Origin of the sequence: Flexilinea flocculi (genome assembly GCF_001192795.1) — a bacterium.
Lineage (GTDB): Bacteria > Chloroflexota > Anaerolineae > Anaerolineales > Anaerolineaceae > Flexilinea > Flexilinea flocculi.
In genome coordinates this window covers 431,714-447,912 of sequence record NZ_DF968181.1, presented here as the reverse complement: position 1 = coordinate 447,912, position 16,199 = coordinate 431,714, and the positions used below count along the sequence as shown (strand labels likewise).

Here is a 16,199-nt window from a genome sequence, read left to right as displayed (position 1 = left end):
CGAATTTGTTGTGTTGTTATTGTGCAGAGCGCAATAACAACACAACGATAAAGCGTTCTTCCCTTATTTCGAATCGCCGAGAATCAGACCCCAGCACATCATAATATTATGCAAGTTCAAACATACCGGTATACAACTGGTAGTATCGCCCTTGTTCAAGCAGCAGTGATTCATGATCGCCGCGTTCAATGATCTCGCCTTTTTCAAGCACCATGATCGCATTCGAGTTTCGGACTGTCGAGAGGCGGTGGGCAATCACGAAGACAGTTCTGCCTTCCATCAGCTTGTCCATTCCTTTTTCGATCAAAGACTCAGTCCGGGTATCAATCGAACTGGTAGCTTCATCCAGGATTAATACTGGCGGATCTTTAATGGCAGCTCGAGCGATTGCAATTAATTGGCGTTGCCCTTGGCTCAAATTCGCACCATCAGCCGTAAGAACCGTCTGATAACCTTCGGGTAAATGCCGGATAAAGAAATCGGCATTCGCCAATTTTGCAGCTTTCACAACTTCTTCATCTGTAGCCGTCAAATTCCCGTATCGTATATTATCGGCCACAGTTCCTGTAAACAGGTGAGTGTCCTGTAAAACCATGGATATCGATCTGCGGAGATCATCCTTCCTGATTTTCTTGATGTCAATCCCGTCAAACGTGATCTTGCCATCGTTGATATCGTAAAATCGGTTTATGAGGTTGGTAATCGTTGTTTTTCCGGCGCCAGTTGATCCGACAAACGCGATCTTCTGTCCTGGTTTTGCATATAAACTGATCCGATTTAGCACATTCTGTTCCGTGTTGTACCCAAAATCGACATTTTCAAACCGGACATCCCCTTTGAGTTCCGTATACGTCAGATCTCCTGCACGATGTGGGTATTTCCATGCCCATTTGCCGGTGTGTTCTGACGTTTCTGTGATTTTTCCTTCCTCATCGATAATCGCATTCACCAATGTCACATATCCATCGTCAACTTCCGATGGTTCATCAATTAAAGCAAAAATTCGTTCAGCGCCTGCCAGCGCAGTCAGAATCGCATTGAATTGCTGCGACAATTGATTGATCGGCATTGTAAAACTGCGCGTATATTGAAGAAAAGAACCGATGGTACCGACATCCAGAATTCCGCGCAAAACCAGCGTTCCGCCTACAGCCGCAGCTAAAGCATACTGAACATAAGACAGATTACCCAGAATCGGCATGAGAATATTGGCAAAAGTGCTCGCATTGCTGGCAACTTCAAATAAACGATGATTCAGTTCAGTGAAGTCATTTTTTACTTTCTCCTCATGATTGAACACTTTGACCACTTTTTGTCCTTCGATCATTTCCTCAATATAACCGTTTACTGCGCCCAACTCCCGTTGCTGTTTAATGAAAAAATTAGCGCTGTTACCTCCGATTTTTCGAATGATCAGGAACATCACAAAAAGATGAATGATAACCAGAATCATCAATTGCCAACTCAGGATGGTCATCATGATAAAAATTCCGACCACAGTAATGATGGAAGTAAAAAATTGCGGGATACTCATCGAAATCATTTCACGCAGCGTATCCACATCATTCGTGAAGCGGCTCATGATTTCGCCGTGTGTATGCGAATCAAAATATTTGATCGGCAACGACTGCATATGGGTGAACATGTCAATTCGAATTTTTCGTAAGGTTCCGGTGCTGATATTTACGATCAAGCGGGAACTGAGATAGTTTGCCACAATACCAATGAGATAGATCCCTGCCATCAAAAAAAGTATGGAGATAAATCCGGAAAAATCAGGATTTTTATTCCCGATGAATGGAACAATATAGTTGTTAACGATCGGTTTAATAAAATAGGTTCCGCTGACCGATGACAATGAACTTATCAGAATACAAATACCGATCAGAATTAGCTGTAACTTATATTCAGCGATGTATTTGAGGATTCGGTAGATTGTCTTCCGTACATTCTTCGGTTTTTCTTTCGGTTTATTTCCACCACCCATTTTTCCGGACGGCGGATTCTTTGGTTGAAATTTTCTTTCCTCGTCAGACATTAATCCACCCCTTTCTGCTGTGATTCGAATACTTCGCGATAGATCGAATTTGAGGATAATAATTCAGCGTGTGTCCCCACTGCTTCAATTCTTCCATCATTCATCACGACGATTTTATCCGCCTCCATCACCGATGCCACCCGCTGTGCGATAATAATGGTAGTGATGTTAGCATGATATTTTCGAAACGCTTCTCGAATCCGTGAATCGGTCGCCATATCAACTGCACTGGTACTGTCATCAAGAATCAGCACTTTCGGATTTTTTAATAACGCTCTGGCGATGCACAACCGTTGTTTCTGTCCACCCGATACATTGACACCTCCCTGTCCGAGATCAGTATCATATCCTTTGGGAAATGACATCACAAATTCATGCGCTTGTGCTGCTTTGCATGCTTCAATGATTTGTTCATCAGTGGCATTTTGATTGCCCCACTTCAAATTATCGCGGATCGTACCCGAAAACAAGACATTCTTCTGCAGTACCATTGCAACCGCATTTCGCAGTGTTTCAAATGTATATTCCCGCACATCATGTCCGCCTACCAGAATTCTTCCGGAATAGACATCGTATAAACGAGGGATCAAACTGACTAATGTCGTTTTCGCTGAGCCTGTACCACCAATAATGCCTACTGTTTCTCCTGATTGAATTTCCAGATTGATGTTGGTCAGCGTCAGATTATCCGCATTTTTCACATAGCTGAAAGACACATTTTCAAATTTTACGGAACCATCCTGGACTTGCAATTTTTTATCCGCGTTCGCGTCGGATAAATCAAGTTTTTCATTTAATACCGCAAAGATCCTGTCTGCAGAAGCCTGTGATATAACAACCATCACTAAAACCATTGAAATGAACATTAACGACATCAAAATTTGAGTGTTATATGTGATGAAACTGAATAACTCACCGGTCTTCATGCCGCCGGCAATAACCTGTTTTCCCCCGAACCATGCAATTGCGATCACACTCATATTCATCGTAAGCATCATCATCGGCGAATTCAGTATTACGATTTTTTCCGCCTTTTTCTGAGCATTTTGTACATCAGTCGCTGAAAACTCAAATTTCTCATTCTCATATTGATGACGGACAAATGCTTTCACAACCCGGATTCCGATCAGATTTTCCTGGACAGATGCATTTAATGCATCATATTTCTTGAACATCTTAACAAAATAAGGATGCACTTTTATTGAAATGAACGCCAGGACAGATGCTAAAAACGGGATTGCAATCAGGAAAACAATTGCCAGGTCTTTATTGATGGAGATTGCCATAATCGTGGCACTGATCATCATGACAGGAGCGCGAACTAATGTGCGGATGATCATCATAAAAGAATTTTGCACGAATGTGATATCAGTCGTCAATCGTGTGATCAGCGAAGCCGTGCTGAAATGATCAACATTTCCAAAAGAAAAATCCTGGATTTTTTCAAACAACGCCTGACGAATATTCATAGCAAAACCCGTTGCGCCAACTGCTGCAAAGCGGGAGGATATGGCACCAAAAAACAGCGAAATTAGAGCAGAGCCGATCATTAACAAGCCCATTTTTACGATATACTGCAAATCTGAATTCGCAATTCCGATATCGATGATCTTAGACATCAATAAAGGAATAAAAATTTCAATCAGAACTTCACAGGCAACGGAAAGCGGAGCCAAAATCGCATATTTTTTAAATTGTCTGATATACGGAAAAAGTTTTATGAAATTCAATTTTTTTCCTTTCCTTCCTTTTCTGTTTTCATCTCTAAATGGATCAACGAGAATAAATCTACAGAAGAATCTTTTCCGGCGACATTATGAATCATTCTGTCAAGAAATTGCCCCAGTAATTCTAATTCGTTCTCCGAAAATCCTTGAAAAAACGATAGGTGAAATTCATCCATCATTTTGCAGGTTTTTTCTGTTGTTTTTTCACCTTCTTCCGTAAGATAAAGCATGTTTTGTCTCAGGTTGGTTTCATCAATTTTTTTACGGATCATTCCAGCACGCTGCAGGCGTTTGGTCGATGAAGCAACCGATGCAGCGGACACCCCCAATTGATTTGCCACTTCCTTCTGTGTACAACCTTCATTTTTTTGGATAAAAGCTAATACAGGCAGCTGACCTTGATAGAGACCGCTGCGGTGTGCAATCTTATAAAGAGAAATTCGATGCCACAGGAATAATTTGTTTAATTTTTCGGTGATCGAAAAATAATCTGGTTTCACCATACCTCCCTAAAGAAATAAATGCTAAATAATTAATCGATTACCTATTTTAGTCAAAACAGAATAATGTACCGATCCATGTCATAAAATCATGACATATTTAATAAAAAATTAAGAAAGGATCCTGAATTGTTCACATTCAGTAATTCGAAATATAGACTTGCTATTCAAACAATCGGGAATAACTTGTGTTGTGATATTTTACGCTGTGTTCAACCAATAAATCATAAAATCCACCAATATTTCGCACCGCCGATAATTATCCTGATGCTTTTCGATATAATGAAACCAGAAAATATTAACAGGAGCAGGTATGCCAAAAATTGAAATCATCCCGGTCCATTCCATTAACGAATTGTCGATTCTTCTATCTGAAAATGATTGCCGGATCATTGCCGGTGGGATAGCAATTCGCGACGAGATGGGCACAGTTGATTCAAAAATCAGAAAATTAATCGACATCAGCCCGCTGCATGAGCAACTTTCGTTCATAAGATTCAAGGGGAATCGTATTGAAATCGGCGCCCTTACCTCAGTTGAAGAAATCTTTGTCTCACCAATTCTTCAAACCTTTTCCCCTGCTCTGATTCGGGCTATCGCTTCCTGGGAGAGCCGCGCGTCATGCAGTCAGGCAACCATTGGCGGAAGCTTGGCATATCGATCATTATTCGATGCGTCAATTCCGGTAATGATTATCCATAATGCCAAAATCAGAATAAAAACCATAAATGATTTTCATGAAATAGAAATGGATCATTTTCTTAGTCAATCGCCAAAATACAGATTAAAAGAGGATGAATTCATATTTTCGGTTTCATTTCGAAAACCGCAAGGATTTTGGGGGTCTTCATGGTCATCCATCGTTGATGAAAGAGACAATTCATCGATTCAAGCTGCAGCCATGATTTCGCTTGACGAAGAACAGAAAATATCCGCAGCGCGGATTGCCGTTCAACAAAAAGGCCGAATGGTGTTCCGTGCCAGAGCTGTTGAGAAATTTATCATCGAGAATCATGTTGACGAACTGCAAATCGAAAATGCCGTTTCAAATGTAAAAAAAGATATCCCTTCTTCAGCTGTGAATCCACCCCTGAATATCATGGAAAGCGTCCTGAAAACTGTTCTCGCTGATTCTTTAAAGCAAGCGAACACTTTCCAAAAAGAATTATGACATGTAAGATAAGATTGCTTCGTCAGGCTGCCCCCTTGCAATGACAGATTTTCATGTTTTTTTAACCACCTGCTAATTTTTGTATATAATTGTATAAATCATTAAAAAGCGATGACAGCGAAAAGTAGATTGTTCGGAAGCCGACAGGGACGCACAGGCAAGGACTGAGACCGGTGCGCGGGAGAAGAAAATCGAAGTTCACGCTCGAGCTTCCCGGGGGAACCAGTTAATGCAGTAGTTCGGGACGCAAATCCGGCGTTATTGGAAGAATAAGTGGGTATATCGGTTGAATAAGCCTATATATCAAGCAGGGTGGTACCACGGAAATTGCTCCCGTCCCTTTCAGGGCGGGAGTTTTTATTATTGACATCGTGAGGGATTATGGCAGAAAATGAATTACTTCAACAAATGGAGAAATTTCAAGAGGAAGCAATTGCTGCTTTGGAAAAAGTCAAGGATGAGTCATCCTTGGCACAATGGCGCGTAATGCATCTGGGGAAATCAGCATTCATTTCACAAATCTTTACCCGATTGGCAGAAATCTCAAAAGAAGATCGTCCGAAAATTGGACAGGCTGCAAATCTGGTTCGGAATAAACTGGAAGCGGCGATTAATCAGCGCACAGAGGAATTAAAAGCAAAAGCACTTGCTGAAAGCCTTGAAAATGAAAAAATTGACGTCACTTTGCCTGGACGCCAACCGCATCCCGGACGTCTTCACCCGGCTACTCAAAATATGCGTGAAATCCTCGCAGTTTTATCACAGATCGGATTTGAGATTTTTCGTTCTCCGGAAGTTGAGTCAGACGAGTATAACTTTGAATTATTGAATATCCCGGCTTATCATCCTGCCCGTGATATGTGGGATACATTCTACACAACCGATCCAAACGTTCTTTTAAGAACCCACACTTCACCCGGACAGATTCACGCCATGCATTTGTTTGCTCCGGAATCCATCCGTGTCGCTTTACCGGGAATGTGTTACCGCTATGAACAGGTCAGCGCCCGTTCTGAAATTCAGTTTAACCAGATCGAATTGCTTGCCGTAGGGAAAAATATCACCTTTGGTGATTTAAAAGGAACACTGCAGGAATTTGCTTTCCGCATGTTCGGAAACAACGTTCGGACACGTTTTCGTCCATCCTATTTCCCATTCACGGAACCAAGCGCTGAAATGGATGTGGAATGCTTCCTCTGCGGCGGTAAAGGCTGCCCGATGTGTAAAAACTCAGGATGGCTGGAAATTTTGGGCTGCGGAATGGTTCATCCGACTGTTCTCCGTAATGGCGGTTATGATCCGGATGTATATTCCGGCTATGCAGCCGGTATGGGACCTGAAAGAATTACCATTCTGCGTCATTATGTGGAAGATATTCGCTATTTCTGGGGAAATGATATTCGATTCTTGGAGCAATTCTAATGAACATACCTCTTTCTTGGTTAAAAGATTTCATTGATATCGATCTTCCGTTGGAAGAACTTGCACGTGTCATGACAATGGCCGGTTTGGAAGTCGATGAAGTTGAACTTCGCGGATTAATGGGACCTGAAAACGATCACCACGGTTTCAAATTCACGGGGTTATCCTGGCCGGCAGACAAATTTGTGACAGCTGAAATTCTTGAAGTCAATCAACATCCGGATGCTGATCGTCTGGTTTTGTGCCAATTGAATGATGGCACAGGCGAACGAACAATTCTGACCGGAGCGCCGAACTTATTTCCATATATCGGAAAAGGCCGCCTGAATCCTTCTGTGAAAGTAGCTTATGTGCGTGAAGGCGCCATCTTGTATGATGGACATAAACCGGGGTTTGAACTTACAAAATTGAAAAAAACAAAAATCCGCGGTTTTGAGACAAATTCCATGGTCTGCTCCGAAAAAGAACTGGGGATTTCCGAAGAGCATGAAGGAATTATCATTTTTGAAGCGGATGCCCCGGTCGGAATTCCTTTAGCTGACTATATCGGAGATGCGGTTTTCGTGATTGACATTCTGCCAAATATGGCTCGAAACGCCTGTATCAAGGGTGTCGCCAGAGAAGTCGCCGCTCAATTGAATATTCCGATGAAAAAACCTCAGCGCCATGTGAAACCTGAGGGAAAATCCATCGAGGGCATGTGCAGAATCCAGATCAATGAACCTGAATTAAACAACCGGTTTATGGTTGGTTATGCGGAAGGGTTAAAATCGCAGCCCAGCCCGGCATGGGTTCAACGCAGACTGCGGGCAGCGGGAATGCGACCGATCAACAGTATTGTCGATGCAACCAATTACGTCATGCTGGAAACCGGGCAGCCGCTTCACGCTTTTGATTATGACACGTTATTAAAGCGCGCCGGGAATCAGCCTCCGACAATCATCACACGCCGGGCGTATCAGGGTGAGAAATTAGTCACCCTGGACAACATTGAGCGCGATTTGGATGAAAACATGATGCTGGTAACCGATCAGACTGGATCCTTGTCCATCGCCGGAATCATGGGTGGTTTGGAAAGCGAGATCGTGCCTGAAACTACAAACGTTTTACTGGAATCGGCTGTTTGGAATTTTATTAATATCCGAAAAACCGCCAGCAAGCTACGACTAAGTTCAGAGGCTGGATATCGCAACAGCCGTGGAGTTCATCCCGCCATTGCACAGGAAGCTTGTGAACAGTGTTTAGCCTTGATGGTGGAATGGAGCGGAGGACGCGTGGCTCCGGGATTCATCGATAATTATGCAAAAAAAGTAATCGATCCTGTGAATCGCATCACACTTCAGGACATTCAACGTGTGTTGGGAGTTGAAATTCCTCTGGAAAAAGCAGCAGAGCTGCTGCAACGGCTGGAATTTGAATGTACGCTGGAAAATGACGGAAACGTTCTGAAAGTGAAGACCCCTCCGCACCGCCTGGATATCGGTGAAGGCGTCATCGGCCGTGCCGACATTCTGGAAGAAATCGCTCGTCTGTTCGGTTACGATCACATTCCAACAACCCGTATGGAAGATGAACTCCCTCCTGCTTATGCCAATAAGATGATCTCTTTTGAAGAGAAACTCAAAGATGTGCTGGTCTCTCTGGGATTAAATGAAATAATTACCTATCGGCTGACATCGCCGGAACGAGAAGAACGATTGCTTGGAAAACCTGCTCCCGCCTATGTGCGGCTGGCAAATCCAATTTCACCAGAGCGGTGTGTAATGCGGACGAATTTGAATGTCTGCATGATGGAGATCATTGAAAAGAACATCCGACTGAGCGACCATCTGGAATTTTTTGAAGTCGGTCCGGTTTTTCTGCCCAGAGAAGGACAGCAGCTTCCTGATGAAGCATATCACCTCGCCATTGGAATTACCGGGAAACGCTATTCAGAAAGCTGGGATACCCATAATAAAATTTGTATGGATTATTTCGATCTGAAAGGCATCATTGAAGCCGTATTCGAAGGACTTCATGTCCCGAATATCAGTTATAGCCCATATGTCTGCGATTATCTCCATCCAGGCAAATGCGCAGCGATCTATTCAGGTGAAGAATTGTTGGGAGTGTTCGGTGAACTGCATCCTGCCGTCCGTCAAAAATATGACCTTCTTGCTGCCCCGATTCTCCTTCTGGATTTAGATCTTGGCAAAGTAGAGCCGCTGGCAGAACGAATCTACAAAGTCCAGTCCATCTCGCCTTTCCCCTCCATCCTTGAGGACATTGCAGTCGTTGTGGATGAGACTGTCACAGCGGATGAAGTGCTGGCTGTCATCAAACAGGCTGGCGGGAAAACCTTGAAAAGCGCTGAATTGTTTGATATTTTCCGCAGCGCGCAATTAGGTTCGGGCAAGAAAAGTCTGGCATATAATCTCGTCTACCAATCCTCTGAAAAGACATTGACCGATAAAGATGCCTCTGCCATCCGAAGCAAGATCATTAAACGGCTGGAACAAGTCCTGAACGCAAAATTAAGAAGCTGAAAAGCTGAATTAAATGAATCGAAAAAATCCTCTGGTAATGATTTGCCAGAGGATTTTTTTGTGGAAATGCACAAATTACTGAATCAATAATACCAAATATGGAAAGAATGTTTATATTTCGAATCGCCGCTGACGAGCAAAAATAATCATCCAGCAGTAAAATTTATATACTATGGACACCATCACCAGAAAAACTATGCTCTACAAAACACAGGTTCCGGGTCTGGATTACGCAATGAATCCGGTTCAAGGCTGCTCGCATGGCTGCCGATATCCTTGTTATGCCTATTTGATGGCGATGCGATTTGGAAAAGTCCATTCCTACGCTGAATGGATCAGACCCGTCATAGTGGAAAACACGCTGGATCTTATTAAAAAAGAATTAAAAAAATGGCAAAGCAAAATCCACTGTGTCCATTTTTGTTTTTCAACCGATCCATTTATGTATCAGCAACCTGAAATTCAGGCACTGACTCTGGAATCAATTCGGCTCATTAATGCCGCCGGAATTCCCTGCAGCATTTTAACCAAAGGGATCCTTCCATCGGATCTGAAAAATTTGGATCAGCGCAATCGATATGGAATTTCGCTGGTTTCATTGGACGAAGATTTTCGCAAACGTTGGGAGCCCGGCGCAGCACCGTATGCAGATAGAATTCGAGCGCTCAAAGAGCTCCATGCTGATGGAGCCATGACCTGGGTACACATGGAACCATATCCGACACCGAATCTGATTGCGCAGGATATCGATGGAATATTAAACACAATCGATTTCGTTGATCATATCGATTTCAGCGGGCTAAACTATAATCCAGTCGTCCAGAAATATCCTGATCCATCCGGATTTTACAGCAGTATGAAATCGCATGTTATTCATTTCTGCAAAGAACACCATATCCAATTTCAATAATTCCGCGCCAGTTGAATACGAGTACAGCAAGTAGAGACCAATCCTCCATCGGACAGTATTGGCACAGATATTGCACGAAAAACCATAGGATTATTTTTTTGGGTGGATTCAGAAGATCAAAAAAGGCAAAAAAACATGAAAAGAACATTCCGATTCGTAATCTGGTTAGTTTTAATTCTGACAGCGATCTTATTGTCCGTTTATCCGGCAGCAGCCAGTGCCAGTGATGTCCAGCTTGCCAAACCGGTAATGCGAGAGAACTATATCCCTTATGGCGAATATCTGAAATGCGGAGAAACGGCTGAAGCTTTTGTGATTCTTTATAATCCGACCGATGAGTCTTATCCAATCACCCTTCCATCTTCTGTTCGACTATCCGGCGGAGAAAGTCATCCTTTCACAAATTATTCGGCAGACCAGTTAACCGATACATCGGAATACTTTCGTAACAAATGGAAAAAAAGTGTGCAGTTTACCAATCCTTTTATCCTTCCGCCAAGATCGACCTGGCTTTTATCCGGGACAATCAGCAACATGGATCGATATAACATCCAGTGGACGGTTGATATCTTTATGACGATAAAAATCGGTGATTTGACTAAAAATCTGCAAGGAATGCTGTGGCAGCGCGGAAATGGCTGCGGCGCAGATGCCATTGTTCACAGCACTATCACAGAAGCTTATTATGACGATGATGGAAATAACGGGTCCGTCACGATGAGATTAGTCAATAAAATGCCGGATGTTGCATATATCACAATGTCCGACAAAATTCAATTTACTGCTGTCAACGCTACAGGTACTGCATCGAATGTGACCTGGAATCAGACTCATATCAATCTCGCACCAGAAGCGGCACAGGTTGTCAGGGCTTCTTTTTCACTTGAAAAAGGTGTTGCAGCTTCCAATGAGAGTTTATCCATCAAGACAATTTTAGATTACCCAACCAGCTTATTCTTCGGACATCTGGAAACTGACGGCACTGCTTTAAAAAGAGGAGATCTCAGCGGTGTTATCAACGCCAATTACCAGAGTGACGGGAGTTCCGGAAATGTGGAAGCGGTATTTTCCAATAAATCAGCAAATGCATTTACCCTTACACTTCCGGAAACCGGCGTCGTTTCGATTCCCGAAGCTGAAATCCTGCCAAAATCGGGAGGAATGAATGTTCAAATAACATGGAGAGATGGTTCCACCTTGACTGTTCCTGCCAATGGATCAACCACTATTTCCGGTACTTTTACATTTTCAGACCCCGTAATTACCGGCACAAATAAATATCTGTGGTTAGCGTTGGACATTCGTGCAACCGATGCCTCAGGCGCCAATTCTTCCATACACGCAGCCGGTGTAGCTGAAAGGAATCCTGATCCCAATCCGACGATCACTCCGGTCAGCTTTTGCCGTGATTATGCACTGACCTCGGCGAACACGTCCAGCACAACCATTACGTTTCAATATACAATACAAAATAACGCCCACATCAATATGATGGCGCAATTAGCGAAATCCATGGCGGTTCAAGGCGTCAAGAACCATGCTGCCATCCAATACAAAGCCTGTTCCAGCGGTTCCGCCAATTGTATTAATCGGATCGATGAAAACTATTATCTGACCTTGAATCCTTTGGAAATTGTTACCGTCACTGGTTCGATTTCAGTCCCGGGATCGATAACCGTGGACAATAAATGGATTTGGACTTCGATGATTTATTACTCTGAGGAATCCGAAGTAGAAGCATTTTCGTTGGGATATGCGACGAATTCCTGTCAAACGCCAATCGTAACCCCGACTCCAGGGGGTGATGATCCGAATCCGACAATATCCGCAATCAGTTTTTGCCGTTCGTATCAAACTGCAGCCGAGTCAGCATCCAGTACAGAAATCGTATTCCAATACGCAATTAAGAATAATTCCAAGTATGAGATGGCTGCACAACTGGCATCCACGATGGCTATTCAGGGAATCAGCACCTATCCGGTTGTCAGTTATACCGCATGCCTCAGCGATGAGACTGACTGCATCAAACGCATTGACCGCAGAAACAATATCACGCTAAACGGTTATGAAACGATCCTGGTCAAAGGGAAGGTGACCGCACCCATTGCTTTGACAACGCCTCATCAATGGATTTGGACATCCATGCTGTATTTTCCAAGCGGATCGGAAAAGAAAGCAATTGCCTTAGGCTATGCAAGAAATACGTGCGAGTCGGGCGGCGGAGGTACAGATCAGCCGGATTCGTCTGTATCTGCGCTCATTTTTTGCAGGGATTATCAGGTCGCAGCAGATGGAGACACAAAAACAGACGTCACCTTTCAATATACTATTCAAAATAATGCGCAAACAGAAATGCGCACTCAGTTAGCCACGACGATGGCGATTCAAGGGAATAAGGGCTATCCGCTGATTACATATACCTCTTGCGTCAGCGGTGAAAACAGTTGCAAGGATAGAATTGATGACAGATATTACATCACTTTGAACGCTACAGAAAAAATTACGCTTTCCGGAACTGTTACCGTCCCAATTGCATTGAAGAAATCCGACCAATGGATCTGGACTTCAATGGTATATTTTCCTGAGGGCGCCGGTACGAAAGCATTCTCGTTAGGTTATGCGAAAAGCGGGTGTGCTGGCATTTTCCAATGAGAATTTCAAAAACGAGTAAAGCCATGATTAAATCTGAAAAAACGTTGTTCGGTAGAGCATGAAAGAACAAAATAATGTCCCGGATTATTCCATTTTACGGGAAAAAGCCGGCTGTATATATGATCGTCTGGTTCAACATTTTGGTATCCCAGAATGGCCTGAATTGGCTCCGCTGGATGAATTGATTAACACGATACTTTCGCAAAATACGAATGATCGGAATCGTGATGTCGCATATGGAAATCTGCGGGATCGATTTTCATCCTGGGACGAAGTACGGGAAGCTCCGATAGCAGAGGTGATCGATTGTATTCGATCGGCTGGATTGGCAAATCAGAAGGGTCCCAGAATTCAAGCGGTTCTGAACCGGATTTATGCTGAAAATGGAAGTCTTTCATTGGATTTTCTGAGGACGTGGGAACCGGCAAAAATTCGAGAATGGCTGACAAGCCTGCATGGTGTAGGCATGAAAACCGCATCCATTGTCATGCTCTTTTCACTCGGAATTCCGGCATTTCCGGTAGATACGCATATTTTCCGCGTGACCGGCAGATTGGGTTTGCGCCCTTCCGATCTGAAGATGACAGCAGATCAGGCGCATGATCATCTTGCTTTGCTTTTCTCTCCTGAAAATTACCGCACAGCCCATATCAATCTCATCCTTCTGGGAAGAAGAATTTGCGCTGCACGAAATCCAAATTGCAGCGAATGTTTTCTAAATGATGTATGTGACTACTTTTTTTCAAATAAACATGAATAGAGAAGCCAGTAATTCGGACAGCAGATGAAAGAAATTACACATCCCATAATGAAAATTGAATTCTATTTTCATAGGAATTGCTATAAGGAACCTGTCATTGCGAGCCCCGAAGAGGGGCGTGGCAATCTCCCCGCCAAATGTAGGGCAGAGCGCCATCCGGAAAGAGATTGCTTCGTCGGGCTGACGCCCTCCTCGCAATGACAGGTCAATCAATATTTCGGACAGCAGATGAAAGAAATTACACATCCGATAATGAAAATTGAATTCTATTTGCATAGGAATTGCTGCAGAGAAGGAGACAGCCATTGACAATTCCACTCTTTTTGATCCTTGTTTGCGCATTAATCGTGATTGGTTTAAATAATCTCCGACCACTTACCTTAAAAAAATGGACCATTTCGCCATCAATCGAAACAGGGATGACACTTTTAATCTGCATCGTTTTTGTCGGATTTGTTTTTTTCTTGCTCTATTTTTTGATTTTTGGTTTAATCTCCTGGATTCCTGCAAAAACTGCAGAAAAAATCTGGCTGATTGCCACAATTCTCATGCTGCTTTCCGGAATGATCGGTGTTCTCTTGTTGCGCGAAAAACGGAAAGGTAACTTGTCCATGATCTGTTTTCTGACAGGATACCTCTCTTTATTCTTTTTTATTATGGGAAATTACATTTCGGAAGTTTAATCAACAAGAGCATCAGTAATTCGAAATATAAGAACAACAATTTATCTTGATTGATTCGAAAAGCTAATCCATATTTTGAATTACTGGCATGGATCAGCAAGGGTATTTCCAGTGTATAATCGAAACTTGATAAAGAGTTACTCAATAAAAACGATTGTCTGTTTTCATTCTTTGTACCTTGGCATATGTTCTTGATTGAGTTACTCTGATTTTAAAATTTTAATATTTTTTCATGCCTTTAGAAGGCATGCCTGATCGTCAGGAGGAAATCATGCAGCCAAGAGCTATCGCTGAAAACATTTACTGGGTAGGTTTAAATGACCGTCAGACAGAACTTTTTGAAGGTCTTTGGCCCATCAAACAATCCGGTGTGTCATTAAACAGTTACCTGATATTGGACAAAAAAAATGCTTTAATCGACCTTTCCAGTGATCTGATGAGTGAACGATATATTCATATGCTTGAACAGTTGATCGATCTGGCAAAAATCGATTACATCGTTCTTAATCATCTTGAACCGGATCACACAGGCGCTCTTCTGGAAATCAACCGTATGGCTCCTAACGCAATTTTTCTGGGGACAGCCAAAGCGCGTGAAATTGTAGCTAATTTCTATGATCTGAAGGAAAAATTCAGAATAGTCGCTGACGGGGAAGAAATCAGTCTTGGCAGCCGGACGCTGAAATTTGCTGCAATTCCATTTGTTCATTGGCCTGAAACAATGGTTACCTACGCAATGGAAGATCAAATCTTGTTTTCCTGCGATGCATTTGGCGGCTATGGATCGCTGCCGGGAGTCATTTTCGACGATCAGTGTCCCGATATGCCATATATGGAAAAGGAAGCTCTGCGGTATTACGCAAATATTGTCGCGGCGCATAGTTCCCATACAAAAAAAGCAATCGAAAAGTTAGCCAATGTTCCGATTAAAATGATCGCTCCTTCGCATGGCTTGATCTGGCGAAAAGAACCGGGGAGGATTCTCAGTTTATATAACAAATGGGCAGATTATGCCAATGGAAATCGCGAAAAAGCCGTCACGCTGGCTTTTGGATCTATGTACGGCAATACACGCCAATATGCAGAAGTCGTGATGCAGGCTGTTGCGGAACAGGGATTATCGGTCGAAGTATTTGATATCAATACCGTTCATATCAGCTACATTCTGCCTTCGATGTGGAAGAATCAGGGCATCATTCTTTGCGCTCCAACGTATGAGGGATCATTATTCCCGATCATGTCAAATGTAATGAATATGGCCAAAATCAAAAAAATAACGAATCGGACCACAGCTTATTTTGGCAGTTATGCCTGGGGCAGTATGGCAAAAAAGCAATTTGAAACGTATTGTGCCGAACAAAATTGGACTGTGATCGAGAATCTCCAGTTCTTCGGAAAGCCAAAGGAACCGGAATTTTCAGTAATTCCGGATTTTGCAAAAAGATTTGCCGAAGCAGTCCGAAACGCTGCATAGGATCTCATCAAATGTCAGCGGTTTTTATTCGCAAAAAAGAAGACTTTATTTGTGAAAATTGCGGGAAAAGTGTAAAGGGCAACGGGTACACCAACCATTGCCCTTTTTGTCTGTACAGTAAACATGTGGATATTCATCCCGGGGATCGTTCGGCGGATTGCGGCGGATTAATGAAACCCATCCGCATTGAAATCCATAAAGGAGAGAAGATCATTTATCATCAATGTCTGAAATGCGGATATGTCAAAGCAAACAAATCAGCTCCGGATGATGATTTTGATCGAATTATTGAAATTATGTCAACAGGCAGATAGAGAAACGAAATAACAATATATAT

12 protein-coding genes and 1 other annotated feature are annotated in these 16,199 nt (G+C 42.9%); of the genes, 9 read left to right on the top strand and 3 right to left on the bottom strand.

What is annotated here, in order from left to right; translation table 11 throughout:
• Positions 1-106: 106 nt before the first annotated feature.
• Genes ATC1_RS06865 through ATC1_RS06855 form a run of 3 tightly spaced genes read right to left on the bottom strand, consistent with a single transcriptional unit; the run spans position 107 to position 4,268 of the window.
• The gene (locus ATC1_RS06865; RefSeq protein WP_062279624.1) at positions 107-2,038 is read right to left on the bottom strand and encodes an ABC transporter ATP-binding protein; all 1,932 of its coding nucleotides are present in this window, start codon (positions 2,036-2,038) and stop codon (positions 107-109) included.
• Entirely contained in the window at positions 2,038-3,768 is a 1,731-nt protein-coding gene (locus ATC1_RS06860) for an ABC transporter ATP-binding protein (RefSeq protein ID WP_152024251.1), read from the bottom strand. The genes ATC1_RS06865 and ATC1_RS06860 overlap by 1 nt, the downstream gene beginning before the upstream one ends.
• Entirely contained in the window at positions 3,765-4,268 is a 504-nt protein-coding gene (locus ATC1_RS06855; protein WP_062279622.1) for a MarR family winged helix-turn-helix transcriptional regulator, read from the bottom strand. The genes ATC1_RS06860 and ATC1_RS06855 overlap by 4 nt, the downstream gene beginning before the upstream one ends.
• A gap of 310 nt (positions 4,269-4,578) precedes the next feature.
• On the opposite strand from ATC1_RS06855, the gene ATC1_RS06850 reads away from it, so the two are divergent.
• From ATC1_RS06850 to ATC1_RS06805, 9 genes are all read left to right on the top strand, one after another.
• Positions 4,579-5,436, top strand: a complete 858-nt coding sequence (locus ATC1_RS06850; protein ID WP_062279620.1) for an FAD binding domain-containing protein — start codon at positions 4,579-4,581, stop codon at positions 5,434-5,436.
• Between the two features lie 102 nt (positions 5,437-5,538).
• Positions 5,539-5,780 (top strand) — a binding site (T-box leader).
• Between the two features lie 37 nt (positions 5,781-5,817).
• Positions 5,818-6,858: a phenylalanine--tRNA ligase subunit alpha gene (gene pheS, locus ATC1_RS06845; RefSeq protein WP_062279618.1), complete on the top strand. Its 1,041-nt coding sequence runs from the start codon at positions 5,818-5,820 to the stop codon at positions 6,856-6,858.
• Positions 6,858-9,383, top strand: a complete 2,526-nt coding sequence (gene pheT, locus ATC1_RS06840; RefSeq protein WP_062279616.1) for a phenylalanine--tRNA ligase subunit beta — start codon at positions 6,858-6,860, stop codon at positions 9,381-9,383. The genes pheS and pheT overlap by 1 nt, the downstream gene beginning before the upstream one ends.
• 196 nt (positions 9,384-9,579) lie before the next feature.
• On the top strand, positions 9,580-10,293 hold the full coding sequence (locus tag ATC1_RS06835) for a radical SAM protein (protein ID WP_201777253.1): 714 nt from the start codon (positions 9,580-9,582) through the stop codon (positions 10,291-10,293).
• A gap of 135 nt (positions 10,294-10,428) precedes the next feature.
• On the top strand, positions 10,429-12,945 hold the full coding sequence (locus ATC1_RS06830) for a hypothetical protein (protein WP_152024250.1): 2,517 nt from the start codon (positions 10,429-10,431) through the stop codon (positions 12,943-12,945).
• Between the two features lie 58 nt (positions 12,946-13,003).
• Positions 13,004-13,705: an endonuclease III domain-containing protein gene (locus ATC1_RS06825; RefSeq protein WP_062279610.1), complete on the top strand. Its 702-nt coding sequence runs from the start codon at positions 13,004-13,006 to the stop codon at positions 13,703-13,705.
• A gap of 305 nt (positions 13,706-14,010) precedes the next feature.
• Positions 14,011-14,388, top strand: coding sequence for a hypothetical protein (locus ATC1_RS06815; RefSeq protein WP_062279606.1), 378 nt, complete (start codon positions 14,011-14,013; stop codon positions 14,386-14,388).
• A 271-nt stretch (positions 14,389-14,659) separates the two neighbouring features.
• Positions 14,660-15,862, top strand: a complete 1,203-nt coding sequence (locus tag ATC1_RS06810; protein ID WP_062279604.1) for an FprA family A-type flavoprotein — start codon at positions 14,660-14,662, stop codon at positions 15,860-15,862.
• Positions 15,863-15,873: 11 nt separating this feature from the next.
• Complete coding sequence (locus ATC1_RS06805; RefSeq protein WP_062279602.1) at positions 15,874-16,176, top strand: RNHCP domain-containing protein; 303 nt, start codon at positions 15,874-15,876, stop codon at positions 16,174-16,176.
• Positions 16,177-16,199: the final 23 nt, after the last annotated feature.

Coding starts and splice junctions, on each gene's coding strand:
- ATC1_RS06865 (WP_062279624.1), bottom strand. CDS start 2,038: ATGTCTGACGAGGAAAGAAAATTTCAACCAAAGAATCCGCCGTCCGGA.
- ATC1_RS06855 (WP_062279622.1), bottom strand. CDS start 4,268: ATGGTGAAACCAGATTATTTTTCGATCACCGAAAAATTAAACAAATTA.
- ATC1_RS06850 (WP_062279620.1), top strand. CDS start 4,579: ATGCCAAAAATTGAAATCATCCCGGTCCATTCCATTAACGAATTGTCG.
- pheS (WP_062279618.1), top strand. CDS start 5,818: ATGGCAGAAAATGAATTACTTCAACAAATGGAGAAATTTCAAGAGGAA.
- pheT (WP_062279616.1), top strand. CDS start 6,858: ATGAACATACCTCTTTCTTGGTTAAAAGATTTCATTGATATCGATCTT.
- ATC1_RS06835 (WP_201777253.1), top strand. CDS start 9,580: ATGCTCTACAAAACACAGGTTCCGGGTCTGGATTACGCAATGAATCCG.
- ATC1_RS06830 (WP_152024250.1), top strand. CDS start 10,429: ATGAAAAGAACATTCCGATTCGTAATCTGGTTAGTTTTAATTCTGACA.
- ATC1_RS06825 (WP_062279610.1), top strand. CDS start 13,004: ATGAAAGAACAAAATAATGTCCCGGATTATTCCATTTTACGGGAAAAA.
- ATC1_RS06810 (WP_062279604.1), top strand. CDS start 14,660: ATGCAGCCAAGAGCTATCGCTGAAAACATTTACTGGGTAGGTTTAAAT.
- ATC1_RS06805 (WP_062279602.1), top strand. CDS start 15,874: ATGTCAGCGGTTTTTATTCGCAAAAAAGAAGACTTTATTTGTGAAAAT.